The sequence below is a fragment of the Paenibacillus sp. MB22_1 genome, from assembly GCF_047200555.1.
Classification (GTDB): domain Bacteria; phylum Bacillota; class Bacilli; order Paenibacillales; family Paenibacillaceae; genus Fontibacillus; species Fontibacillus phoenicis.
In genome coordinates, this window is sequence record NZ_JBLADV010000001.1 from 663339 (window position 1) to 687502 (window position 24164).

The 24164-nt window shown below is 53.6% G+C and carries 23 protein-coding genes; 22 read left to right on the forward strand and 1 reads right to left on the reverse strand.

The features are described from left to right. Window positions 1-62: 62 nt before the first annotated feature. The 22 genes from ACL02P_RS02920 (at window position 63) to ACL02P_RS03025 (ending at window position 23034) form a co-directional block, all read left to right on the forward strand. On the forward strand, window positions 63-2027 hold the full coding sequence (locus tag ACL02P_RS02920) for a stage V sporulation protein D (protein ID WP_412836801.1): 1965 nt from the start codon (window positions 63-65) through the stop codon (window positions 2025-2027). An 86-nt stretch (window positions 2028-2113) separates the two neighbouring features. Continuing rightward, complete coding sequence (locus ACL02P_RS02925) at window positions 2114-3604, forward strand: UDP-N-acetylmuramoyl-L-alanyl-D-glutamate--2,6-diaminopimelate ligase (RefSeq protein ID WP_412836802.1); 1491 nt, start codon at window positions 2114-2116, stop codon at window positions 3602-3604. After that, entirely contained in the window at window positions 3601-5001 is a 1401-nt protein-coding gene (locus tag ACL02P_RS02930; RefSeq protein ID WP_412836803.1) for a UDP-N-acetylmuramoyl-tripeptide--D-alanyl-D-alanine ligase, read from the forward strand. Before ACL02P_RS02925 ends, ACL02P_RS02930 begins: the two co-directional genes overlap by 4 nt. A gap of 23 nt (window positions 5002-5024) precedes the next feature. Further along, entirely contained in the window at window positions 5025-5990 is a 966-nt protein-coding gene (mraY, locus tag ACL02P_RS02935; protein WP_412836804.1) for a phospho-N-acetylmuramoyl-pentapeptide-transferase, read from the forward strand. 5 nt (window positions 5991-5995) lie between these two features. Continuing rightward, window positions 5996-7420 carry a UDP-N-acetylmuramoyl-L-alanine--D-glutamate ligase gene (gene murD, locus ACL02P_RS02940; protein WP_412836805.1) on the forward strand — a complete coding sequence of 475 codons (1425 nt, stop codon included), beginning with the start codon at window positions 5996-5998 and terminating at the stop codon, window positions 7418-7420. 49 nt (window positions 7421-7469) lie between these two features. Further along, window positions 7470-8567 carry a stage V sporulation protein E gene (gene spoVE, locus ACL02P_RS02945; protein WP_009225601.1) on the forward strand — a complete coding sequence of 366 codons (1098 nt, stop codon included), beginning with the start codon at window positions 7470-7472 and terminating at the stop codon, window positions 8565-8567. Between the two features lie 4 nt (window positions 8568-8571). After that, entirely contained in the window at window positions 8572-9681 is a 1110-nt protein-coding gene (murG, locus tag ACL02P_RS02950) for an undecaprenyldiphospho-muramoylpentapeptide beta-N-acetylglucosaminyltransferase (protein WP_339299502.1), read from the forward strand. 227 nt (window positions 9682-9908) lie between these two features. Next, window positions 9909-10814 (forward strand): UDP-N-acetylmuramate dehydrogenase, encoded by a 906-nt coding sequence (gene murB, locus ACL02P_RS02955; protein WP_009225603.1) that lies wholly within the window; start codon window positions 9909-9911, stop codon window positions 10812-10814. A 16-nt stretch (window positions 10815-10830) separates the two neighbouring features. Then, entirely contained in the window at window positions 10831-12111 is a 1281-nt protein-coding gene (gene murA / locus ACL02P_RS02960) for a UDP-N-acetylglucosamine 1-carboxyvinyltransferase (RefSeq protein WP_009225604.1), read from the forward strand. 116 nt (window positions 12112-12227) lie between these two features. Further along, window positions 12228-12995: a cell division protein FtsQ/DivIB gene (locus tag ACL02P_RS02965; protein WP_016311510.1), complete on the forward strand. Its 768-nt coding sequence runs from the start codon at window positions 12228-12230 to the stop codon at window positions 12993-12995. 255 nt (window positions 12996-13250) lie between these two features. Then, on the forward strand, window positions 13251-14501 hold the full coding sequence (gene ftsA, locus ACL02P_RS02970; RefSeq protein ID WP_412836806.1) for a cell division protein FtsA: 1251 nt from the start codon (window positions 13251-13253) through the stop codon (window positions 14499-14501). A gap of 56 nt (window positions 14502-14557) precedes the next feature. After that, a complete protein-coding gene (gene ftsZ, locus ACL02P_RS02975) occupies window positions 14558-15673 on the forward strand; it encodes a cell division protein FtsZ (protein ID WP_036645617.1) in 1116 nt (371 codons plus the stop codon). A 188-nt stretch (window positions 15674-15861) separates the two neighbouring features. Then, window positions 15862-16833: a sigma-E processing peptidase SpoIIGA gene (gene spoIIGA, locus ACL02P_RS02980; RefSeq protein WP_009225608.1), complete on the forward strand. Its 972-nt coding sequence runs from the start codon at window positions 15862-15864 to the stop codon at window positions 16831-16833. Between the two features lie 19 nt (window positions 16834-16852). Then, the gene (gene sigE / locus ACL02P_RS02985) at window positions 16853-17575 is read left to right on the forward strand and encodes an RNA polymerase sporulation sigma factor SigE (RefSeq protein ID WP_009225609.1); all 723 of its coding nucleotides are present in this window, start codon (window positions 16853-16855) and stop codon (window positions 17573-17575) included. A gap of 152 nt (window positions 17576-17727) precedes the next feature. After that, entirely contained in the window at window positions 17728-18510 is a 783-nt protein-coding gene (gene sigG, locus ACL02P_RS02990; protein WP_009225610.1) for an RNA polymerase sporulation sigma factor SigG, read from the forward strand. A 171-nt stretch (window positions 18511-18681) separates the two neighbouring features. Beyond that, window positions 18682-19017, forward strand: coding sequence for a YlmC/YmxH family sporulation protein (locus ACL02P_RS02995; protein ID WP_412836807.1), 336 nt, complete (start codon window positions 18682-18684; stop codon window positions 19015-19017). Window positions 19018-19291: 274 nt separating this feature from the next. After that, window positions 19292-20128, forward strand: coding sequence for a peptidoglycan editing factor PgeF (gene pgeF / locus ACL02P_RS03000; protein ID WP_036645622.1), 837 nt, complete (start codon window positions 19292-19294; stop codon window positions 20126-20128). 8 nt (window positions 20129-20136) lie between these two features. Further along, on the forward strand, window positions 20137-20829 hold the full coding sequence (locus ACL02P_RS03005; RefSeq protein ID WP_036645624.1) for a YggS family pyridoxal phosphate-dependent enzyme: 693 nt from the start codon (window positions 20137-20139) through the stop codon (window positions 20827-20829). Beyond that, window positions 20829-21278, forward strand: a complete 450-nt coding sequence (locus tag ACL02P_RS03010) for a cell division protein SepF (RefSeq protein WP_009225614.1) — start codon at window positions 20829-20831, stop codon at window positions 21276-21278. The genes ACL02P_RS03005 and ACL02P_RS03010 overlap by 1 nt, the downstream gene beginning before the upstream one ends. Next, complete coding sequence (locus ACL02P_RS03015; protein WP_009225615.1) at window positions 21278-21562, forward strand: YggT family protein; 285 nt, start codon at window positions 21278-21280, stop codon at window positions 21560-21562. Before ACL02P_RS03010 ends, ACL02P_RS03015 begins: the two co-directional genes overlap by 1 nt. A 2-nt stretch (window positions 21563-21564) precedes the next feature. After that, window positions 21565-22347 (forward strand): RNA-binding protein, encoded by a 783-nt coding sequence (locus ACL02P_RS03020; protein WP_036645627.1) that lies wholly within the window; start codon window positions 21565-21567, stop codon window positions 22345-22347. 180 nt (window positions 22348-22527) lie between these two features. Next, window positions 22528-23034, forward strand: coding sequence for a DivIVA domain-containing protein (locus ACL02P_RS03025; RefSeq protein WP_036645630.1), 507 nt, complete (start codon window positions 22528-22530; stop codon window positions 23032-23034). 161 nt (window positions 23035-23195) lie between these two features. Here the strand turns inward: ACL02P_RS03025 and ACL02P_RS03030 are convergent, their stop codons facing one another. Further along, window positions 23196-24110 carry a helix-turn-helix domain-containing protein gene (locus ACL02P_RS03030; protein ID WP_412836808.1) on the reverse strand — a complete coding sequence of 305 codons (915 nt, stop codon included), beginning with the start codon at window positions 24108-24110 and terminating at the stop codon, window positions 23196-23198. Window positions 24111-24164: the final 54 nt, after the last annotated feature.

Below are 24164 nucleotides of genomic sequence, written 5' to 3' on the forward strand. Positions count from 1 at the left end.
CCTGAATAGTCATGTGATGAGTGCAATCATGATGATGTCAGGATGGGTAAGGGGGGCGACCTGTGAAAGTATCCAGATTTACTGTACGACGAAGATTATTCTGGCTGTTAATGGTGTTGTGTTTGCTGTTTGCGGCGCTGGCCGTGCGTCTTGCCTACGTTCAAATCGGGAAAGGCGCTGAATTGTCCGCCAAAGCGGAGGATTCCTGGCGCCGGAACATCCCGTATTCGGCGAAGCGCGGCGAAATCAGCGACCGCAACGGCACGGTGCTTGCTTATAATATTACGACGCCAACGGTGATGGCCATTCCGGTGCAGATCAAAAATCCGGAGCAGACGGCCAAGAGCCTGGCGCCGCTGCTTGGGATGACCGAGGAATCGGTACTGAAGACGATCACCAAGAGACAATCCATAGTCAGGCTGCAACCCGGCGGACGCAAAATTACGATGGAAAAAGCGCAGCAAATTCGTGATTTGGCTCTTCCGGGTATTGTTGTTGCCGAAGACAATAAGCGCTACTACCCCTTCGGGGGATTGGCAGCACATATCCTGGGCTTCACCGGCGGCTACAACCAAGGCCTTACCGGCGTGGAAAGCAAATACGACAACCTGCTCAGCGGCATGAACGGAAGCGTGTCTTATTTGTCCGATGCCGGCGGGCGCTTGATGCCAGGTTCGTCGGAGAAATACGTGGAGCCGAAGGACGGCCTGAATCTGACGCTGACGATCGATAAGACGATCCAGAGCATCATCGAGCGGGAGTTGGATCAGGCGATGGACCGGCTGCAGGCTGATTCAGCGCTGACAATTGCGATGAACCCGAAGACGGGAGAAATCCTTGGCATGGCTGCCCGGCCGGGGTATGAGCCGGGAGCCTACCAAGAATATGATGCAGAAGTGTATAACCGGAATTTACCAATCTGGATGACGTACGAACCAGGTTCCACCTTCAAAATCATTACATTGGCTGCGGCATTAGAAGAGAAAAAGGTGGATTTGCTGAATGAGCGTTTTTTTGATCCGGGTTACGTCAAGGTGGGCGGGGCAACCCTGCGCTGCTGGAAGAAAGGCGGCCACGGCAGCCAAACGTTCCTTCAGGTCGTAGAAAACTCCTGCAACCCCGGGTTTGTCGCCTTAGGTCAACGGCTGGGGAAAGAAACACTGTTCCAATACATCAAAAATTTCGGCTTCGGCAGCAAAACCGGCATCGACCTGAACGGGGAAGAGAACGGGATTCTGTTTAAGCTCTCGCAAGTAGGGCCGGTGGAACTGGCGACGACCTCGTTTGGTCAAGGCGTTTCGGTGACTCCGATCCAGCAGATTACGGCGGTATCCGCGGCGATCAACGGCGGCAAGCTGTATAAACCTTATGTAGCCAAAGCGTGGACGAATCCGGAGACGGGCGAGGTGGTTTCGGAGAACAAGCCGCAGCTGGTGCGGCAGGTCATTTCGGAAGAGACCTCCAAGCAGATCCGCATGGCGCTGGAAAGCGTCGTCGCTAACGGAACCGGCGGGAACGCGTTTATCGACGGGTATCGGGTTGGCGGCAAAACCGGGACAGCGCAAAAGGTTGTGAACGGGCGTTACTCGCAAAATGAACATATCGTTTCGTTTATCGGCTTCGCTCCGGCAGACGACCCGCAAATCGTCGTATACACGGCGGTGGATAACCCGCAAGGCATTCAATTCGGCGGCGTGGTGGCCGCTCCGATCGTACGCAACATCATGGAGGATGCACTGGAATATATGAAGGTTCCGCCTCGCGAGCAGCAGGTCAACAAGAAGTATAAATACGGCGAGACGCCAATCGTCACGGTACCTGATTTGATCGGCCACACGACGCAGGAAATCTACGAGGACTTGAATATGAATTTCAATCTGGCCAGATCCGGCGCCGGCAATGTGGTGATCAACCAAGCCCCGAAAGCGGGGGCACGCGTAGAGAAGGGATCGACGATCCGCATCTACATGGGGACAGAAGCGGAAGCAGAGCAACAGCATGATCATAACTCGATCACAAGTGAATAATAATCCTGAACTTAGTTAAATTTGGTGATAATATAGTATGAGTGTGTAGCGGTACAACACGCAGTTGAAAGACGGAGGGGTAACCTATGCTGCTTAAGAAACTAGCAACGTATTTTATGACATCGCAGATACGAGGAGATGAAGAAACGTCCTGTACGGGGATCGCGATCGATTCGCGCAAGGTACAACCGGGGGATCTATTTATTTGCCTTCCCGGCCATACGGTGGATGGTCACGATTATGCCCGGCAGGCTGCAGAACAAGGGGCTGCAGCACTGGTGGTAGAACGGTGGCTGGACGAGGTTGCCCTGCCGCAGCTGAAAGTCAAGGACTGTCGACAGGCGATGGCTGTACTCGGAGGCGTATTCTACGGGGCGCCTAGTTCGCGGCTGAAAGTCATCGGCGTGACTGGTACGAATGGCAAGACGACCACTACTTATCTGATCGAGCGGATTTTGCAGGATCAAGGCAAGGAAACGGGATTGATTGGCACCATCCAACGCCGGTTCGCCGGGCAGACGTATCCGATGTCCGGGACAACGCCGGAGTCGCTGGAGCTGCAGCAATATTTGCATGACATGGCTGAAGGCGGCGGTGAGTATTGTGTTATGGAAGTGTCCTCCCATGCGCTGGCGCAAGGACGTGTGAAAGGAACCCGCTTCCGGACGGCCGTATTTACGAACTTAACCCAGGATCATCTGGATTATCATAAGACCATGGACGAATACCGCTGGGCCAAAGGATTATTTTTCTCCCGATTGGGGAATACGTATGCGGAAAATCCAGAGGAACGCAGCTATGCCGTGCTGAATGTTGATGACCCGGCGAGCGCTTATTTTGCCAAACAGACGGCGGCTGAAGTGATTACGTACGGCGTGGAGCAGGATGCCGACGTTAGAGCCTCCAACATCTCGATTACCGCACGGGGGACATCCTTCCACGTGGATACGTTCCGCGGCAGCGCAGATATCTCCTTGCGGATGGTAGGGAAGTTTAATGTATACAACGCGCTGGCCGCCATCTCCGCGGCACTGTTGGAAGGTATCCCGCTTACGCAGATCAAGGCCAGCCTGGAATCGGTGAAAGGCGTTGAGGGTCGAGTGGAAGCGGTGGACGAAGGTCAGGATTTCGCCGTCATTGTGGATTACGCCCATACCCCGGACGGGTTGGAAAATGTGCTGCGGACGGTAAATGAATTTGCGAAAGGCCGCGTGATTTGCGTCTTCGGCTGCGGCGGGGATCGGGACCGGAAGAAACGTCCGATTATGGGCCAAATCGCCGCGAAGTATGCAGATTACGTACTGGTGACCTCTGATAATCCTCGCACGGAAGACCCGCAAGCCATCTTACGGGACATCGAACAGGGACTCGTTGAGGACGGCGTGGATCAGGCGCGTTATGAGCTGATCGTCGACCGCCGAGAGGCCATCGGGAAGGCTATTGAAATGGCAAGCCGTGAGGATGTAGTATTGATTGCGGGGAAAGGCCATGAGACCTATCAATTGATAGGCTCCAAGGTGCTCGATTTTGACGATCGAATCGTTGCAAAAGAAGCGATAAGGGGTTTGGCAAAGTGATCAAAAGAAACTTAGCGGAAATTGCCGCGATGTGCGGCGGACAGATTCGGGAAGCGGGCGATGCCGGCATCGTGGTGCAAGGCGTTGTGACGGACTCCCGGCAAATAACGAAAGGCTGCCTGTTTGTGCCGCTGGCGGGAGAACGGTTCGACGGCCATGATTTCGCCTCGGACTGCCTGCAGGCGGGAGCAGGCGCTTGCCTGTGGGCACTCTCGAAGGGAACGCCGCCAGGCCCGGCCGTACTCGTGGACGATACGCTAATTGCGCTGCAGGCGCTGGCCAAATCATACTTGACCGAAACCGGAGCTAAAGTCGTCGGGATCACCGGAAGCAACGGGAAAACGACGACCAAAGACTTGGTTTACGCTCTTTTGTCTACGACTTATAAAGTGCATAAAACCAAAGGGAATTTCAACAACCATATCGGCCTTCCGTTAACGATCTTGGCCATGCCGGAAGATACGGAAATCGCCGTACTGGAGATGGGGATGAGCGGCCGTGGGGAAATCGAACTGCTTTCGAAGATCGGTGAACCGGAAACGGCGGTTGTCACCAACATTGGCGAATCCCACTTGCTGCAGCTGGGTTCGCGGGAAGAGATCGCAAGAGCCAAGCTGGAAATTCTAGCGGGCATGAAGCCGGGAGGACTGTTCATCTACAATGGGGACGAACCTCTTATCCCTCAAGTGCTGGCCGAGCCGTCTACGGTGAAGCCGGAAGGTCTGCGAACAGCAACATTTGGGCTGCGTCCGGAGAATGACTTGTATCCCACAGGAATTCTGTTTACGGACCATCATACGTTGTTTACGCCGCATGGCAGCGAAGGCGAACCGCTGGAACTGCCGCTTCTGGGTGAACATAATGTATCCAATGCGCTTGCGGCGATCACGGTTGCCCGTCAATACGGGGTGAGCGACGCAGCGATCCGTGAGGGCTTCAGCAATGTGGAGCTGACCGGAATGCGGATTGAAGTCATTACTGGACAGAGCGGCATTACGATCCTGAACGACGCGTATAACGCCAGCCCGACTTCGATGAAGGCGGCCCTTGGCGTTTTGGAGCATATGAAAGGGCATCGGAAGAAGATCGCCGTGCTGGGGGATATGCTCGAACTGGGCGATTCCGAAGCAGATTATCATCGCGAAATCGGGGAGATGTTGACGCCAGGTACGGTGGATCTGCTGTTCACCTGCGGTCCGCTGTCCCGCCACATCGCCGAAGGGGCGAAGAAACAGTTGGACCCGAATTTCATTCATGCATATACTGATAAGTCTGAACTGATCCGCAAGCTGGTTTCGTTGCTGCATCCGCAGGACGTCGTCTTGGTTAAGGCTTCCCGGGGCATGAAACTCGAAGAAGTCGTTGAAGCGATCAAAACTAGCGAGCTAACACACTAATACCGGCGAAAGGGGGGGATCCCATGGATTTTGGACTTATCTTGTTAACGATCGGCGTATCTTTTATTCTGGCGGTCATCTCGGCTCCGCTGATCATACCGCTGCTGAGAAGACTCAAATTCGGCCAGCAAATTCGCGGCGAAGGGCCGCAAAGCCATTTGAAAAAGGCGGGCACGCCAACGATGGGCGGCATTATTATCCTACTAGCGTTTACGTTGGCTTACTTAAAATTTTCCGTTGTGAATACCGACTTCTACGTGCTACTCGTTGCCACGCTGGGGTTTGGACTGGTCGGATTTCTCGACGACTATATCAAAATCGTATTTAAACGGTCTTTGGGTCTCACACCCAGACAGAAATTAATTGGACAGCTGCTGTTCGCCGGAATCATGTGTGCCTTGCTCATTTCGGAGGGTCATAGCACAGCGATTGCTATCCCGGGGACGGACATTTCGTTTGACTGGGGCCCGTGGTTCTACTATCCGTTTATCGTGATCATGATGATGGCGGTGACCAACGCCGTGAATTTTACCGATGGCGTGGACGGCTTGCTGTCTGGCGTCAGCGCGATTGCACTGGGGGCGTTTGCGGTGATCGCCATGCAGGTGACTTCGCTTCCTGCCGCGGTTTGTGCGGCAGCCATGATCGGTGCCGTGCTGGGCTTTCTGGTATTTAACGCTCATCCGGCCAAGGTGTTCATGGGCGATACCGGTTCGCTGGGCATCGGCGGGGCGATTGGAGCGATTGCGATCGTCACCAAAACCGAGCTGTTGTTCCTGGTCATCGGCGGAATTTTCGTCATCGAAATGTTGTCCGTCGTCATCCAGGTCATTTCGTTTAAGACACGCGGCAAACGGGTATTTAAAATGAGCCCGATTCACCATCATTTCGAGTTGTCCGGATGGTCGGAATGGCGCGTTGACGTCACCTTCTGGGCGGTTGGACTGGTGCTGGCGGTCATAGGACTTTACTTGAACAAGGGGTTGTAATGAAGATGAATCATCCAGAAGAATACCGGGGACGTCAGGTTGTCGTTCTCGGTTTGGCGAGAAGCGGCGTTCAGGTCGCCAAAACCCTGCATCATTATGGCGCCGTCATCACAGTCAATGATCGAAAAGAACGAGAACAGTGTCCCGAAGCATCCGAATTGGAGGCTTTGGGAATTTCTGTTGTATGCGGAGGTCACCCGGACGATCTCATTCATGAGGGCGTTTCGCTGGTCGTTAAAAACCCGGGGATCCCCTATACCGCGCCTCCCGTGGCCAGGGCGATTGAGCTTGGCATCGAGGTTGTGACGGAGGTGGAGGTCGCTTATTTGATCAGCCCGGCTCCCATTCTCGGGATCACCGGATCCAACGGTAAAACGACCACGACAACGTGGATCGGCAACATGCTGGAGGCTGCCGGCATGAGACCGATTGTCGCTGGCAATATCGGCATCCCGCTGTGCGAGGCCGCTGAGGAGGCGGATGAAGGCAATTGGCTGGTCGCCGAGCTCAGCAGCTTTCAGCTGAAGGGGACCCGGGCGTTCCGCCCGGAGGTAGCCTGCTTGCTGAACGTGGCGGAGACGCACCTGGATTATCATGGGACAATGGATGATTACATCTCGTCGAAAGCCAAGCTGTTTGCGAATCAACGGGAAACGGACCGCGCCGTCCTCAATTGGGACGACCCCGTGTGCCGGGAGCTTGTGCCTTACATAAAAGCGAAGCTGATCCCTTTCTCCATGACCGAGGAATTGCAGTCGGAGGGTGTTTACGTCGAGCCGGCATACATTCCGGACGTTGAAGACGGGCTGGCCCGCCGCATCATGTATCGGGGGGCTGATGGCGAGGTGCGTGTCATCGTCGACATTGCCGACATCGCCTTGCCGGGCCGCTTTAACGTCGAGAACGCGCTGGCGGCGGTTGCGGCGGCGATTGCGGCGGGTGCCGCACCAGAAGCGCTTGCGGAGCCACTGCGAACGTTCCACGGTGTGGAGCATCGTTTGGAGTATGTGGACGAGAAGCAAGGCGTCGTTTACTATAACAACTCCAAAGCGACCAATTCCAAAGCGACGGTCATGGCCCTCGGCGCGCTGCAGGCACCCATCGTGCTGATCGCCGGCGGTTTGGACCGCGGCTCGGATTATATGGAGCTGCTGCCGGTTTTCAAAGAGAAGGTGAAAGCCGTTGTGGCGATGGGGCAAACGAAAGAAAAAATTGCTAGAGTCGCTGAGCTGGCGGGTCTATCGCACATCGTGCTGGTCGATACTGTGGACAGCGCCGCAGATACGCTGCGTGCTGCGCTGAAGGAGGCTGCAAGCCTGGCGGAGCCGGGAGATATCGTTCTGCTCTCGCCAGCCTGTGCCAGCTGGGATATGTTCCCTTCCTATGAGGAGCGTGGACGCATTTTTAAAGAGGCGGTGCATACCCTTTAAGTAGGGGGGTGGAAAAGCCCCTACTTTCGGTTAAGAGGTGGCATCCACGATGGGCAAGAGCCGTACGGCGCCGGATTTTTGGCTGGCGGCCAGCATTCTCGGATTGCTGGCGATCGGAATCGTAATGGTATACAGCGCGGGTTCCGTACTCGCTTTCCATGATTACGGCGATTCTTTCTATTTCGTCAAGAGGCAGCTGCTCTTTGCTGTACTTGGGTTAATCGCGATGTTCCTGATGATGAATGTAGATTACCGTCTGCTGCGGAAATACGCCAAAATCGGGCTGGTTCTATGCTTCATCCTGCTCGTGATCGTGCTGATTCCCGGTATCGGGGTCGTGCGCGGCGGGGCGCGCAGCTGGCTGGGCATCAGCTCGTTTGGGATTCAACCCTCCGAGTTTATGAAGCTTGGCATGATCTTGTTTCTATCCTATTGGCTGAGTAAGGAAGATTACAAGATCACGAATTTTACGAAAGGCCTGCTGCCGCCGCTTGGGATTATCGGACTTGCCTTCGGCTTAATCATGCTTCAGCCCGATTTGGGGACGGGGACGGTCATGCTGGGCGCTTCCCTGTTGATCGTGTTTACCGCAGGTGCACGCATTCGGCATTTAGCCGGCCTGGCGGCCGTGGGAGCGCTGGGCTTCGTCGGCTTGATCCTGGCAGCGCCTTACCGGCTGAAGCGGATCACCGCCTTCCTTGATCCCTGGTCGGACCCGCTGGGCGCAGGATATCAGATCATCCAGTCGCTGTATGCGATTGGACCCGGCGGATTGGCGGGCTTGGGACTGGGGATGAGCCGGCAAAAATACAGCTACGTGCCGGAGCCGCAAACCGACTTTATCTTCTCGATCCTAGCAGAGGAATTAGGTTTTATCGGCGGACTTTTGGTTCTGTTATTGTTTTTAATTTTAGTATGGCGCGGTATGCGCGTTGCCATGACCATCGACGATCTGTTTGGCAGCTTGCTTGCCGTTGGGATCGTTGGCATGGTTGGCGTGCAGGTCGTGATCAACATCGGCGTTGTCATCGGCCTGATGCCGGTCACCGGCATTACGCTGCCGCTGATCAGTTACGGAGGATCTTCGCTGACGCTGATGCTGACCGCGCTGGGCATTCTACTGAATTTATCCCGTTATGCGAGGTGAGAATATGCGCGTCGTACTAAGCGGCGGCGGAACCGGGGGGCATATTTACCCGGCTCTGGCCGTCGCCAGCCAATGCGCCAAGGAATTTCCCGGCTCCGAATTTCTGTACATTGGAGGCAAGCGCGGGCTTGAAAGCTCGATTGTTCCGCAGCAAGGAATTCCGTTTGAAGCGATTGAGATTACCGGCTTCCGTCGGAAGCTGTCATTCGATAATGTGAAAACGGTCATGCGTTTTCTCAAGGGAGTGCAAACTTCCAAGAAACTGTTAAAACAATTTAAGCCCGATGTCGTCATCGGAACCGGCGGATATGTCTGCGGTCCGGTGGTGTACGCTGCGGCCAAGCTGGGCATTCCCAGCATCATTCATGAACAGAACGCCATTCCGGGCTTAACGAACCGCTTCCTGAGCAAATACGCATCGACGGTTGCCGTCAGCTTCGAGGGATCGGAAAAGGCGTTCCCCGCAGCTCGAAACGTCATTTACACGGGAAATCCGCGGGCGACAACCGTATTTGCAGCCGATAAACAAAAGGGCTTTGAATCCCTTGGTTTGCCGCCTAGCAGCTCGGTTGTCCTTGTGGTCGGCGGCAGTCAGGGAGCTCGAGCCATCAATCAAGCGATGGTTGAAATGGCTCCGCTGCTTAAACAGTCCGAACACTTAAAATTTGTGTACGTCACCGGAGACCGCTATTATGCCTCGACGGTGGAGGCGATTTCGGCGAAATTGGGCGAGTTGCCCGCCAATCTGCAGGTGCTTCCTTATGTGCATAACATGCCGGAGGTTCTGGCCTGCACCTCGCTGATCGTGAACCGTGCTGGGGCTTCTTTTTTGGCGGAAATTACGGCGCTGGGGATCCCCGCGATTCTGATTCCATCCCCTAACGTGACGAACAATCATCAAGAAAAAAATGCCCGCGCGCTGGAGAGCGCCGGTGCCGCCGAAGTGATTTTGGAGTCGGAGCTGACGGGACGCAGCCTGTATGCGTCCATCGAGCGCGTGATGAGCGATTTGCGTCGGCACAGCGCGATGTCGACCGCTTCCCGTGCCTTGGGCAAACCGGATTCCGCTCATCTTATCGTGGAAGAGATGCGGAGGCTCGTCAAACACCAATAAGGCGCTGTTCATGGGCGGCGTAAGGCCTTGTGCCGGGGGCTGGGCGATTGTCACACTCTCCGTGAGGGAGGCATAAGATACTCTATAAATCGTGACAACCAAGCGGGGCAAGATGATCACCCTGCAGGACCCGGGCTCCGGCAGTCATCGGCTGCCGATATGGAACAGTGGCACCCGGCGAAATACCGCCGAAGGTATCCGCCATTCAAGTCAAGGAGGGTTATACGATGCAGCAGTGGATATCACAATTGACCAGGCTGGAGGCCTTGGAGGTGTTGCCGAATGAGCCAATGTCGAAGTACACGACTTGGAAAATCGGCGGTCCGGCGGATGCGATGGCCGTTCCACAAACGACCCGGCAGCTTGCGGAGCTGATGCGCTTGCTCCACGCAGAAGGAATCCCGTGGATGATGATCGGAAAAGGCTCCAATCTGCTGGTTTCCGACAAAGGCATCCGAGGCTGCGTCATCCGGCTGGGTGGTGAGTTCGAGCAGATTGTTTTCGACGGTACGGAAGTCAGCGCCGGAGGAGGCGCATCCACCGTCCGGCTCAGCATCATGGCGGGCAAAGAGGGGTTAACCGGGTTGGAATTCGCCGGGGGGATCCCGGGTACGGTCGGCGGCGCCGTCTACATGAATGCCGGTGCCCACGGGTCCGATGTGTCACGTATATTTAAATCCGCTGACATTGTTCTGGAGACAGGTGAATTGGTCACATACACAGCGGAGGATATGAAGTTTGCCTACCGGCATTCCGTCCTGCATGAACAGCGAGGGATCGTGGCTCAGGCACGTTTTTCGCTTGCCGCGGGTGACCGGCTGGAGGTCGCGGCGGCCATGGCGGCGTACAAGGACCGCCGCCGTAAAACGCAGCCGCTCTCGCAGCCTTGTGCAGGCAGCGTATTTCGCAATCCGCCCGGCGATCATGCCGCCAGGTTGATCGAAGCGGCGGGTCTCAAAGGGATGAAGGTCGGCGGGGCTGAAGTGTCCACGCTGCATGCCAATTTCATCGTCAATACCGGGCAAGCGACAGCAGAGGACGTTCTTGCGCTCATGGAGCAAGTCAAGGCAGCCGTCCAAGATCAATTTGGGGTGGCGCTGGTGCCGGAGGTCTTCTTCGTGGGTGAACGGTAAACTCGGAGGTGATACATTGGACAAATTGGTGATCGAAGGCGGGAAACCCCTATCAGGAACCATTCGTATCCATGGAGCGAAAAATGCCGCACTGCCGATTCTGGCCGCATCGCTGCTGGCGGAAGGTAAGGTGCAACTTCGAAATGTCCCCCGCCTGCTCGATATTGATGTCATGTTAGGCATTCTCGGTCGACTGGGCTGTAAAGCCGTCCATTTGGGAGATACGGTGACTGTCGATACCTCGGGAGCAGATTCCAGCCATGTTCCTGAGGATTTGATGAAACAGATGCGCTCCTCCATCTTTTTGATGGGGCCGCTGCTTGCCCGGTTTGGGGAAGTATGCATCTATCAGCCGGGAGGCTGTGCGATCGGGGAACGGAAAATCGATCTACATTTGAAGGGACTTGAAGCTTTAGGAGCGAAGATTGAAGAGCACGATCAGCAAATATGGTGCAGAGCCAGCAAGCTGGTTGGTACCGACATCCATCTGGATTTCCCCAGCGTGGGTGCAACGGAGAACATCATGATGGCTGCAGCGTTGGCTGAAGGCACAACCATGATTACGAACGCAGCACGGGAGCCGGAGATTCAGGATTTGCAAAACTTCTTGAATGCCATGGGCGCCAGCATCATCGGCGCTGGTACCGACACGATTACGATCAGAGGAGTGAAACGCCTCTTCCCTTGCGATTACGAGATTATCCCGGACCGTATCGTTGCGGGTACTGCTTTAATTGCTGTTGCTGCCACCCGCGGCAGCGTCACGCTGACCCACAGCAACCCTTCGCATCTGGTATCGCTGCTGCACGTGCTCAAGCGGGCCGGTGTTCAAATCGGAGTGAGCGATGATATAATAACGTTGAGCAGTGCAGGCCGTCCGAAAGCGGTGGAACGGATTGTGACCTCACCTTATCCTTCGTTTCCTACCGATTTGCAGTCCCAAGTGATGGTACTGTTATCCTTGGCGGACGGAATGAGCGTGATGAAAGAAACCGTGTTCGAAGGCCGGTTCAAGCATGTGGGCGAGCTGGTTCGCATGGGAGCTGACATTACGGTGGACCTGAATTCCGCGTTTATTCGCGGGGTGCCCCGGCTTTACGGCGCGACCGTGGAAGCAACCGACCTGCGTGCAGGGGCGGCGCTGGTGATCGCCGGCTTGGCGGCCCAGGGTCAAACCGTGGTGGAGCAGGTTCATCATATCGACCGCGGTTATGATCGAATCGAAACGATGTTCCAACGGCTTGGAGGCTCGGTACGCCGTGAATCGCCAGCCTTGCGTCAGCTGGATCTGGCTTAAGGCTATCGTGGTGCTGATTCGCGAAACCTTCGTAGTATAGCCCTAAACTTTTGTCCCCTCCCCTGGAGGGGATATAAGCTTTGTAATACTTATTCAGAAAGTTGCGGAGAAATGACATGCCAAAAGCGAATGTACCCGTCCTAAAAGAACCTGCGCCCAAGAAGAAAAGCGGACGAAAAATCAAAACCATACTTATTTTGTTGTTCCTCGCATTATTATGCGTTCTATTTTTCCGTTCATCTCTTAGCAAAATATCTGTTATTACGTTCGACGGCAATGAGTATACAACGGAGACAGAGCTGCTGGGCGCCACAGGGCTTCAGGTGGGTTCGCCGTTTTTTGCGGTCAGTGCCGATCATATCGCCCGCAGGCTGGAAGAAATTCCTTCGGTGAAGCAAGCAGAGGTAGATAAGACGTTCCCCGGCAGCGTTACGATCCATATTGAGGAGTATCCGATTGCAGCGTATGTGCTGGCAGAGGACGGGAAGCTGCATGGCTTGCTCGCCAACGGGACGCGCATCGACCTGAAGGACGGGTCGATGCCGGTGGACAAGCCCATATTAACCGGTTGGAAGGACGACGATGAAGGACTGGTCAAACTTTGCCAAACGTTGTCGCAAATTCCGGACGAGCTGACCGCAGACATTTCGGAGATCGTACCTTCACCTACGTTGTCTTATCCGGACCGAATTAAGCTGTATACCCGGTCCAAGTTCGAAATCATTTCAGCCACTTCCCTCCTAGCCAAAAAGGCGGAATACATGAACGAAATTTTGCAAACCCAGGACCCTGGAAAGCTGACGATGCTGGACGCGGATTCATATGTTCCATACTCCACGACGGAGGACGGAGACGATGGACAAAATGATACTACTCATGATTGAAAAACAATGATAAAATACATTTTATGGGCTAGTTGGCGTTCTCCCTCTTTTTTCTTCTAATTTTTCAGATAGGGGCAGGGTCTCTGCCACAGTCAGGTTACTTCCTGTCTATGAGATGTAAAAAGTTGGAAGCCAAAAAATTTGTAGAAAAAAGAGGGAAAGGTTAAGTGGCGTTGAATTAGTAGATAGTGCATCTAACACGGCAAGTATATTTTGCAAGTATATTTTGATGGGGAAATAGGAGGTGCCAGGGGCTTGAGCAACAATGACATCATTGTTAGTTTGGACATCGGTACATCCAAAGTTCGTGCTATTATTGGGGAAATTAATAATGGAACCTTTAATATTATTGGGGTTGGATCTGCCGACTCGGAAGGAATTCGAAAAGGCGCGATTGTAGATATTGACCAAACGGTGCAATCGATCCGCAGCGCTGTGGATCATGCAGAACGGATGGTAGATATTCAAATATCTGAAGTGTATGTCGGCATTTCGGGAAATCACATCGGACTCCAAACGAGCCACGGGGTTGTAGCCGTACAAAATGAAGACCGGGAAATCGGTGAAGAAGACATCGAGCGGGTCCTGAAGGCGGCCGAGGTGATCGCCCTGCCGCCGGAACGAGAAATTATCGATGTGGTGGCCAAGCAATATATCGTGGACGGACTGGAAGGGATTTCGGACCCGCGCGGGATGATTGGCGTTCGGCTGGAAGTGGAAGCGACGATCGTCACCGGCTCCAAGACGGCGATTCACAATCTGCTTCGCTGTGTGGAGAAGGCCGGCCTTAAGGTTCGGGATCTGATATTGCTGTCGCTTGCTGCCGGTCAATTGGCGTTGTCTAAAGACGAAAAAACGATGGGATCCGTCCTGGTAGACATCGGTGCGGGTTCCACGACGATCGCTGTATTTGAAAGCGGCACGATCGTTGCGACATCCACGCTTCCGATTGGGGGAGAATTTATAACGAACGACATTGCCTACGGTCTTCGGACGTTAACGGATCATTCGGAGAAGGCGAAGTTGAAATACGGCTGCGCTTCAATCGAGGACGCGGCGTCGGATGTAACCTTTAAGGTGACACGGATCGGAAGCAATGTGGACAAGGAGTTTACGCAGGAGGATTTAGCCGCGATTGCGGAGCCGCGCGTACAGGAGATTTTTCAGTTGATCCGCCAGGAAGTCAAGCGTCTTGGCTACAGCGAGCAGCCGGGGGGATATATCCTGATCGGCGGTACGGTGTCCATGCCGGGATTGCTCAAGATTGCCCAGCAGGAGCTGGAAGCTTCGGTTCGAATTGCTGTGCCTGATTTCATCGGCGTTCGTGATCCTTCTTACACCGGCGGGGTGGGAATTCTGCATAAGGTGGTCAGAAACATGCGGATCCGCAGCGCTTCCAGCCCGAAGAAGAACGCGAACCGGAGCAAGGCTCCGGCACCGCAGGAAACCGTTCGGAAGAGCGGATTGATGGAACGACTCAAGAACTTGTTTAGCGAATTTATATAGTGGTTCAGGAATGATGCATGGGCGATCCATGCATATTGAGGGGGAGATGGAAGAGTATGTTGGAATTTGATTTCGAAATGGAGAGCTTGGCACAAATCAAGGTGATCGGGGTTGGCGGCGGCGGAAGCAACGCGGTTAACCGAATGATCGAGAACGGCGTGCAGGGCGTGGAATTTATTACGGTCAACACGGACGCTCAAGCGCTGCATTTGGCCAAGTCCGAACATAAATTGCAAATCGGGGACAAGCTGACCCGCGGTCTCGGCGCCGGAGCCAATCCGGAGGTGGGTAAGAAAGCGGCAGAGGAATCCCGCGATTTGATTGCCAATACGTTGAAAGGCGCCGACATGGTGTTTGTTACTGCCGGTATGGGCGGCGGTACAGGAACTGGTGCAGCGCCGGTTATCGCCGAGATCGCCAGAGAATGCGGCGCGTTGACGGTTGGCGTCGTGACCCGTCCGTTTACGTTTGAAGGCCGCAAGCGCTCCACGCAAGCGGAGATGGGCATTGAAGCATTGAAGGAAAAGGTAGACACGCTGATCGTCATTCCGAACGATCGCTTGCTTGAGATTGTGGATAAGAAGACGCCGATGCTGGAAGCGTTCCGCGAAGCGGACAACGTCCTGCGTCAAGCCGTGCAAGGCATTTCTGACTTGATTGCCGTGCCGGGTCTGATCAACCTCGACTTTGCCGACGTGAAGACGATCATGACTGAGCGCGGATCCGCTCTGATGGGTATTGGTCTTGCAACCGGCGAGAACCGTGCTGCCGAAGCTGCACGCAAAGCAATCATGAGTCCGCTCTTGGAGACTTCAATCGAAGGGGCACGCGGCGTCATTATGAACATTACCGGCGGGGCCAACCTGTCGTTGTATGAAGTTAATGAAGCAGCAGAGATCGTGATTGCCGCTTCTGACCCAGAAGTGAACATGATTTTCGGTGCAATCATCGATGAGAATATGAAAGAAGAGATCAAAGTTACCGTGATCGCCACGGGGTTCGAGAACAAGCCGATGCCTAGCCGCAAGCCGGCAGTGTCTGCCCCTGGTGCTCCGGAGCCGCAGGAAACCCGATCGACCTCCACGCTGAGACCGTTCGGCAACCAGCCTAGCGGCGACCAACTGGATATTCCGACGTTTCTTCGTAACCGTTCGCGGAACAACAACGAATAGGTTAGGAGCTATTAAACGTCTTCCCCGAGACCTTGACCCGAGTATGGGCCAAGGTCTTTTTTTCTCTCCTCCAGTCCTGCGAATCTCTTCAGCGATGTCGACAAAAATAGTGGCATTCTACTTTCAATTTTAGACAGACTTTATCGCTCGTTCTCTTTATACTGATAACCATCTACCCAGGCAGGTGAATGCCGTTGGTTGTCTATATCGATCTCATATTTTTGATGAACCTATTGATCGATGCAAGCTTGCTCCTGGTCACGGCTTGGATGCGGAAGCAAAAAGTCGTTCTCTGGCGGCTGGCCTTGTCGGCGGTGGTTGGGGCGATGTACGTCGTCATGATGTTTTTGCCGGAGCTCTCATTTCTGTACACGTTTCTGGTGAAATTTCTATTCTCTGTCGTGATGCTGTGGGTTGCGTTCGGATTTGGAAGTTTACAAAACTACTTACGGAATATGGGAGCTTTTTATATCGTCAATTTTGCAGCGGCCGGCGGGATTCTAGGTGTACATTATTTGCTGCAAGACTCCGGAGAAATCTGGAGCGGGATATGGTATTCGGCTTCCGGCGGGCTTTCGTTTTCCTTGAAAATCGGAGCGTTGTTTATTCTGGTATGCTTCTTTGCCGTCTTGTATTGGTTTAAGCGGGTGATCGATGCACGTCAGCGTCAGGAGCGGATTCGCTCGTTCTTGGCCGAGTTGGAGGTGCGTGTTGGCGATACGGCGATTACGTGCACGGGGTTGATCGATACGGGCAACCAGTTATCCGATCCCCTGAGCCGGCTGCCGGTGACGGTGATGGAAGCTGCGCTTTGGGAGCGGGTTCTCCCCCCGTCGTATCGGGGAAAGCTGGCTGACGAGCGTGCGGACAACCTCATCTTGGAGCTGACGGAAGCGGGGGATTTTCCATGGCCGGAGCGGCTGCGTTTGGTTCCGTACCGCGGGATCAACAAAGGAACCCAGTTCATGCTGGCGCTGAAGCCTGACGAGGTAACGGTCCGTCTGGAAGGCCAGGAACACCGGACGTCCCGGGTGCTGATCGGCTTGGATGGAGGGCGGTTATCGACGGAAGGCACTTACCAAGCGATTATTCATCCCGCACTGGTAGAGACAGCAGAGGCGAATGAAAGCATGGACACCATCAGTAAAACGGGAACGTAACTTAGGAGGATACAAAGCGATGCATGTAAAGTGGAAAATGATGCTGCAGCTGCAGTATTACCGGCTGCTGTTTCTTTTTGGATTAAAGAGTGAAGAAATCTATTATATCGGCGGCAGCGAAGCGCTCCCTCCGCCATTAACGCGCGAAGAGGAGGAATACTTGCTGCAGCGGCTGCCCAGCGGCGACTCCGCCATCCGGGCGATGCTGATCGAGCGCAACCTGAGGCTGGTCGTATATATCGCTAGAAAGTTCGAGAACACGGGAATTAATATCGAGGACCTGGTATCCATCGGCGCCATTGGCTTAATTAAAGCAGTTAACACGTTTGACCCGGAGAAAAAGATCAAGCTGGCGACCTACGCATCCCGTTGTATCGAAAACGAAATTCTGATGTACCTGCGTCGGAACAGCAAAATCCGCACCGAGGTCAGCTTTGATGAGCCGCTGAACATCGATTGGGACGGCAACGAGCTGCTTCTCTCCGACGTGCTCGGCACGGAGAACGATACAATCTATCGTAACATCGAGGAGCAGGTCGACCGCAAGCTGCTGCACAAAGCGCTGGATAAATTAACCGAGCGCGAACGGATGATTATGGAGCTTCGGTTCGGGCTCGTTGACGGCGATGAGAAGACACAGAAGGATGTAGCTGACCTGCTGGGGATTTCGCAATCGTACATCTCGCGTCTGGAGAAACGGATCATTAAACGGCTGCGCAAGGAATTTAACAAGATGGTGTAATGGCCTGATGGAAGCGCAATTTTCCCAATTTCCAATTATTTCGACAGAAGTCGACTTAAGTGTTTTCGCTTCGACCTGGAAGATGACGGCGGAATAAAAATGCAGTCCCGGGAGATACTGTTCATTAGTTTCTCCTTGGGAGGTAAGACACGATGACCCGAAACAAAGTCGAAATTTGCGGTGTCGATACCGCAAAATTGCCCGTTCTAACCAATGCGGAAATGCGTGAATTGTTCCACTCGTTGCAGCAGGACCACGTAAGATCAGCCAGAGAAAAGTTAGTAAATGGCAATCTGAGACTCGTGCTGAGCGTCATCCAGCGGTTCAACAATCGGGGGGAGTATGTGGACGACCTATTCCAGGTTGGCTGCATCGGACTCATGAAAGCCATCGATAATTTCGATTTATCGCAGAACGTCAAATTCTCCACTTACGCTGTGCCGATGATCATTGGGGAAATTCGGCGTTATCTGCGGGACAACAACCCGATCCGCGTCTCCCGAAGCTTGCGAGATATCGCCTACAAGGCGCTTCAAATGCGGGACAACCTGACCAATCAGAACTCCCGTGAACCTACGATTTTTGAAATCTCTGAGGCTTTGGGCTTACCGAAGGAGGACGTCGTCTTTGCCCTCGACGCCATCCAGGACCCGGTTTCCTTGTTCGAGCCGATCTACCATGACGGCGGGGATCCCATCTACGTGATGGACCAAATCAGCGATGACAAGAACAAGGACGTCTCCTGGATCGAGGAAATCGCCTTACGCGAAGCGATGCAGCGGTTGGGCAACCGTGAGAAGATGATCTTGTCCATGCGTTTCTTTGAAGGCAAAACGCAAATGGAGGTCGCCGATGAGATCGGGATCTCCCAAGCCCAAGTGTCCAGGCTCGAGAAATCCGCTATTTTACAAATGCAGAAGCATGTGAAGTCGTAAATCCGGTCCCTGCGGGGACCTTTTTTATTTGGGCTCCTGCCGATTTCGCTACGGAGTTTTTTTGTGTGTTGTTTGGACGTCTCTTTTCCTGTGGCCAAGGCGCATGCTCCGAATCCCGCGCTCATATAGTAAAGGGACGGAGTAATTAGACGGGACGGGGGCGGTAGAACCATGGACAATGTGGTAAGGGCGAGTATGAAAATATCCGATTTTCAGACGAAGGACGTCATCAACGTCGTAGACGGGAAACGGCTTGGGCATATCAGCGACCTGGAACTGGATTTGAGGCAGGGGGTCATTGAGGCGATTGTTGTGCCTGTCGGGGCTAAATTTATGGGGTTGTTTGGCGGAGGGAGCGATCTGATCATCCCATGGAAAAATATCGTGAAAATCGGATCTGATGTCGTGTTGGTTAAAATGGAGGAACTCCGAGAACCAAGAACGCAGACGACCTACGACACGACGGTGTATATCGACCGAGACGGACGGGTGGAACGGCGGAGCTAGAATCCACAAGCGGTGTAGTGCCGATTTGTGGTAGACTTGAAGGAAATACAGTGTCTTGAATTATAACGGACCTCAGAGACGTTATTCTGCCGATTTCTGCCGGAAACAAAATGTAGCGGACCCTAAAGACCTTATTCGGCTGAACTGGGCATGATTTCCTGCGATTTCAAGCTAATAACGACTCTCCGGTCCGTTACAAAAAAATTAGGCGGCTTTTTTGATAAATAAGGTCGTTTAGGTCCGTTAAATTTTAATTCCTATAAGGAGATGGATGATGGAACCGTTTGTAAGGAATGCTAAAGACCAACAACCGGAACGGCTCGAGCTGGCTCCGTGGGCGAATATTTTTCCGGGAATCAGCGCCGGATTTACCGGACGGTCAGGCGGAGTCAGCGAACCGCCGTATGATGCCTTAAATTTGGCTCTCCACGTTGGCGATGATCCTCAGCACGTGCTTGAGAACCGGCGCCGGTTAGCTGAAGCGTTGGGGTTTGCCCCTGAGGCATGGACCTGCGGGGAGCAGGTTCACGCCAACGCTGTCGCCGTGGTTCGTGCCGAAGATCGCGGCAAAGGATACCTGGACCGCAGCAGCGCTTTCCAGGAAACGGACGGGCTGGTGACGAACGTGCCGGGCGTGCTGCTCACCTCGTTTTATGCCGATTGTGTTCCCCTTTATTTCGCTGATCCCGTGAGAGGCGTCGTTGGCTTGGCCCACGCCGGCTGGAAAGGCACCGTCCGTCTGATCGCTGCGGAAATGATCCAAACGATGGAGCGCGAGTTCGGCAGCCAGCGCAGCGAGATCCGGGCGGCGATTGGCCCCAGCATTGGGGAATGCTGCTATGAGGTGGACGAAGTGGTGATGGAGAAGGTTCGTGAGGCCCTACCAGGCGAGGAGCAGCATTATGCTTCCGCATCTCCCCGTGCAGGAAAAACAATGCTGAACTTGAAAGAAATGAATCGAATCATTATGATTAAAGCAGGAATATTGCCGACTCATATCGAATGTACAACGTGGTGTACAAGCTGTCATCCGGAGTATTTTTACTCTTACCGGGCGCAAAATGGCGTTACAGGGAGAATGGCAAGCTGGATTGGCATAAAAGAGAGGTGATCCTTCCCGTGTCGCTGAAGGAACGGATACAGCACGTGGAAGAGCAGATTAAGGCAGCCTGCGAGCGAAGCGGCAGGAAGCGCGAGGAGGTCCATGTCGTCGCCGTAACCAAATATGTATCGGTTGAAGCTACGCGCGAAGTGCTGGAGGCAGGAATCGTGCATATCGGCGAGAATCGCCCGCAAATCGCCGTTCCGAAATGGGAAGCGCTCGGAGGGCAAGGGACCTGGCATTTTATCGGCCACCTGCAGAGCAATAAGGTCAAGGACGTCATTGGAAGATTTCAATATATTCATTCGTTGGACCGGCTGTCGCTGGCCCGTGAATTGGAGAAACGAGCCTCTGCGATGGGAACGAGCGTTACCGCATTTTTGCAGGTGAACGTCTCCGGCGAGGCGTCCAAGCAAGGGATTGCACCCGAGGCCGCTGCTGATTTTTTGAAGGAAATCGCTGATTTGAAGCATGTCCGCGTGGTGGGTCTCATGACCATGGCTCCCATCGAGGAGGATGCAGAGCGGACAAGACCAGTCTTCCGCAAGCTGCGCGAGCTGCGTGATCAACTGAACGCTCAATCGGTGACGGCGGAGCCGTTGACGGAATTGTCGATGGGCATGTCGGGAGATTTTGAAGTGGCGATTGAGGAAGGGGCGACATGGGTTCGCCTCGGAACGCTGTTAGTGGGGAAAGGGGAATTGTCGTAATGGGAGTAATGAACCGGTTCATGAACTTTCTGGGCTTGCAGGAAGAAGAAGAGATTGTGGAGCGCGAACGGTTTTCTGGTCAAGAAGACACGGAAATTGAAACCCCAAGCTTTGAATCCCGTAAAAATCAGAGAGGAAGCAACGTGGTCAGCATTCACTCCCAGAAGAATGTCAAGGTGATCCTCTATGAACCTCGCTCCTATGAAGAAGCGCAGGAAATCGCTGACCATCTTCGTTCCCATCGATCGGTCGTCATCAATTTGCAGCGGGTTCGCAATGATCAAGCTATGCGGATTATCGATTTCTTAAGCGGAACGATTTATGCGCTTAGCGGAAGCATATCCAAAATTGGATCGAATATTTTTCTCTGCACGCCGGATACCGTCGAGATTCAGGGATCCATTACAGAGATTTTAACGGAGGATTCCGATTATAACAGAATGAGGTGATGACAGCTTTGGCAGGCTATATTGATTCCATCGTGATGTTGCTATACAACATTTATTTTTATATGATCCTGGTTTACATTTTGATGTCATGGGTGCCTAACGCCCGCGACAGCTTTATCGGCGAGCTGCTCGGCAAGCTGGTTGAACCTTATTTGGCTCCTTTCCGGCGGTTTATTCCACCGATCATGGGGATGATCGACATCTCCCCGATTATTGCCTTGTTTGTGCTCCGATTGGCTTTCTTCGGATTAAGTAGTGTTCTCCACTATATCTTTGGGTACTAATGATGAAAGCCGATATTTATGAGCATTTTAAACCGGAGGAACGGCCGTTTGTCGACCGAGCCTGGGAATGGGTCGTGAATGCCGGGGATTATCATGAGGTCAAGCTCAGCGACTTCTTGGATCCGCGGCAGTGTTATATTCTGGAGACCCTGGCGAATCGTCATCCAGACACGCAAATTCGGCTGGACGGCGGTTATGAAGGCGCGGAACGGCGGCGGGCATTAATTGCTCCGGATTACCGGGATCTAAGCCAAGAGCCGATGGGACTGAAAGTGCTCGATATCACCTCAGGAGACCAGAAATTTCTCGCCCTGCAGCATGGCGATTATTTAGGGGCGATTTTGGGATTAGGACTCAAACGCGATAAAATCGGCGACATCCATGTTCGCGAGGACGGATGTCACGTCATCGTTGCGGAAGAGATTGCGCCGTTTCTGCAAATGAACCTCCATCAAGTGCATCGCGTCAACGTCATGACCGATGTGCTGAACCTCAGCGAACTGCGGACGATGGAGAAAGAGCTGGAACCGATGGAGCTAACGGTGGCTTCATTGCGGCTGGATGGGATCGCCAGCGATGTATTTCGCTTAAGCCGCAACAAAGTGCTGCTTCCGATCAAAGCCGGCCGCTGCCGAGTGAACTGGAGAACGGAGGAGGACCCCTCCACACCGTTGAAGGTTGGCGATGTCGTCGCACTGCAGGGCTTCGGGCGGTTTAAGGTGCTGGAAGCAGGCGGTCTGACCAAGAAAGGCAGACATCGTGTCAAAATCGGTAAATTTGTATAAGGCGTTTTGCAGGAGATGGTGGATTCTTGTCGAATATGATAGTTCGAACTGGTTCTTGAATGTATCTCGTGATTGAATTGGACACGTCTTCCCGCTGAGGTGCGAGTTCAACAACGGGACCATTACCTGATGGAACTATCGCTTCACGGGGAGTTTCGAAATTTCTAGGAGGTGAGGATCATGCCATTAACGCCGCTGGATATACATAACAAAGAGTTTTCCAGACGTTTGCGCGGTTATGACGAAGATGAAGTTAACGAGTTTCTCGACCAAGTCATTAAAGACTATGAGATCGTGATCCGGGAGAACAAGGAGCTTCATAACCAACTGTTGACTTTGCAAGAGAAATTGGATCATTTCGCGAATATCGAGGAAACTCTTAGCAAGACCATTATCGTTGCACAGGAAGCGGCCGATGAAGTGAAGAACAACGCGAAGAAGGAAGCCCAGTTGATCGTGAAGGAAGCGGAGAAGAATGCCGACCGGATCGTCAACGAATCGCTGGCCAAATCGCGCAAAATCGCGATGGAAGTGGAAGAGCTCAAGAAGCAGGCTTCCATTTACCGCGCTCGTTTCCGTACGCTGGTGGAAGCCCAATTGGATTTGCTTAGCAGCGAAACCTGGGATACGCTGGAGAGCCGCGAACGTGTCCCTGAGAAAGGTCAAGAAGTACAGGAATTGTACTAATCACAACAAACGCCATTTGGCTTCCATGAGGAGCGCCAAATGGCGTTTTTTTAAGATATCAGAAAGTATAAACTTCGGGGCATTGGCATCCTGATATCGCAAGAAAAACTTCCGCTAAACGCGGTCTGTCTACTTTGAATGTACGTCGATAGACGTTTTTCTTATTTGCCTTCAAGAGGATGATGCAGGCTGGCTTGCCGTCGGTATTCGGTGGGTGAGACGCCGGTCGATTGCTTAAAGAGGGACAGAAAATGCTTCTTATCTGCGTAACCCACACTCCTCATAATCTCCATCACAGGGAGCCGGGTGGAGGCCAGCAGCTCGCGGCTTCTCTCCATTCTTTTGTTCCGGACATAATCGTGAAAGGTACAACCGGCGTATTGCCGGAACAATCGATGAAAATGGCGTTCGCTGAGATGGGTTGCTGCAGCAAAACTCCGGGCAGACAATCGTGAAGCGTAGTCCGTATCGATCCGGCGCAGGACTTCCTCCATCATCCGATTTTCCGGTTCCGCGGCAGAGCTGGACCCAAGGCGCTCCAGATGACGTTCCAGCATGACGGCCAGCTCGATAAACCGGCCGTACAGTTGAAGGAGATAGCCCGGCTTTCGTTCTGTAAACTCACGGTAGGCGCCCCGAAACCAGATATTCCACGGACTTCCTCCATCTCTCAAGTGCAGCCATCCCGGAGAGGGGGGCGCAGCTCCCTCGAACAAATACGGCCTGGAGCGGATTAACTCGTGAAAGCCAGGCAGGTGTTCCAGGCAAGATAGCAGCTTGCCCGGCTCATATAAGCAGTTGTATACGATCAGCGGACGGCGAGATCCCGCATGTCCGGGGCGAAACACATGCCTCGTTCCGGCGGGGAGCAGAAACACATCGTTTTTGGTGACGCGCACAATGTCCTCATCGATAAAATGAAACCCTTCTCCTTCATCCACAAGCACAATCTCCACGAAACGATGGCTATGCATCTGCAGATCAAATGTTTCCTCGACCCGGTTAAAGTAAAAAGGTAAGGAATCCGTAAAAAATTCAGCCCCATCCAGTACCTTCTCCCCTCGGTATAAAGACAACCGTGATCCCTCCTTCGCTGCAGTTGCCCCTATTATAGGGTCAGCCTCGGCAAG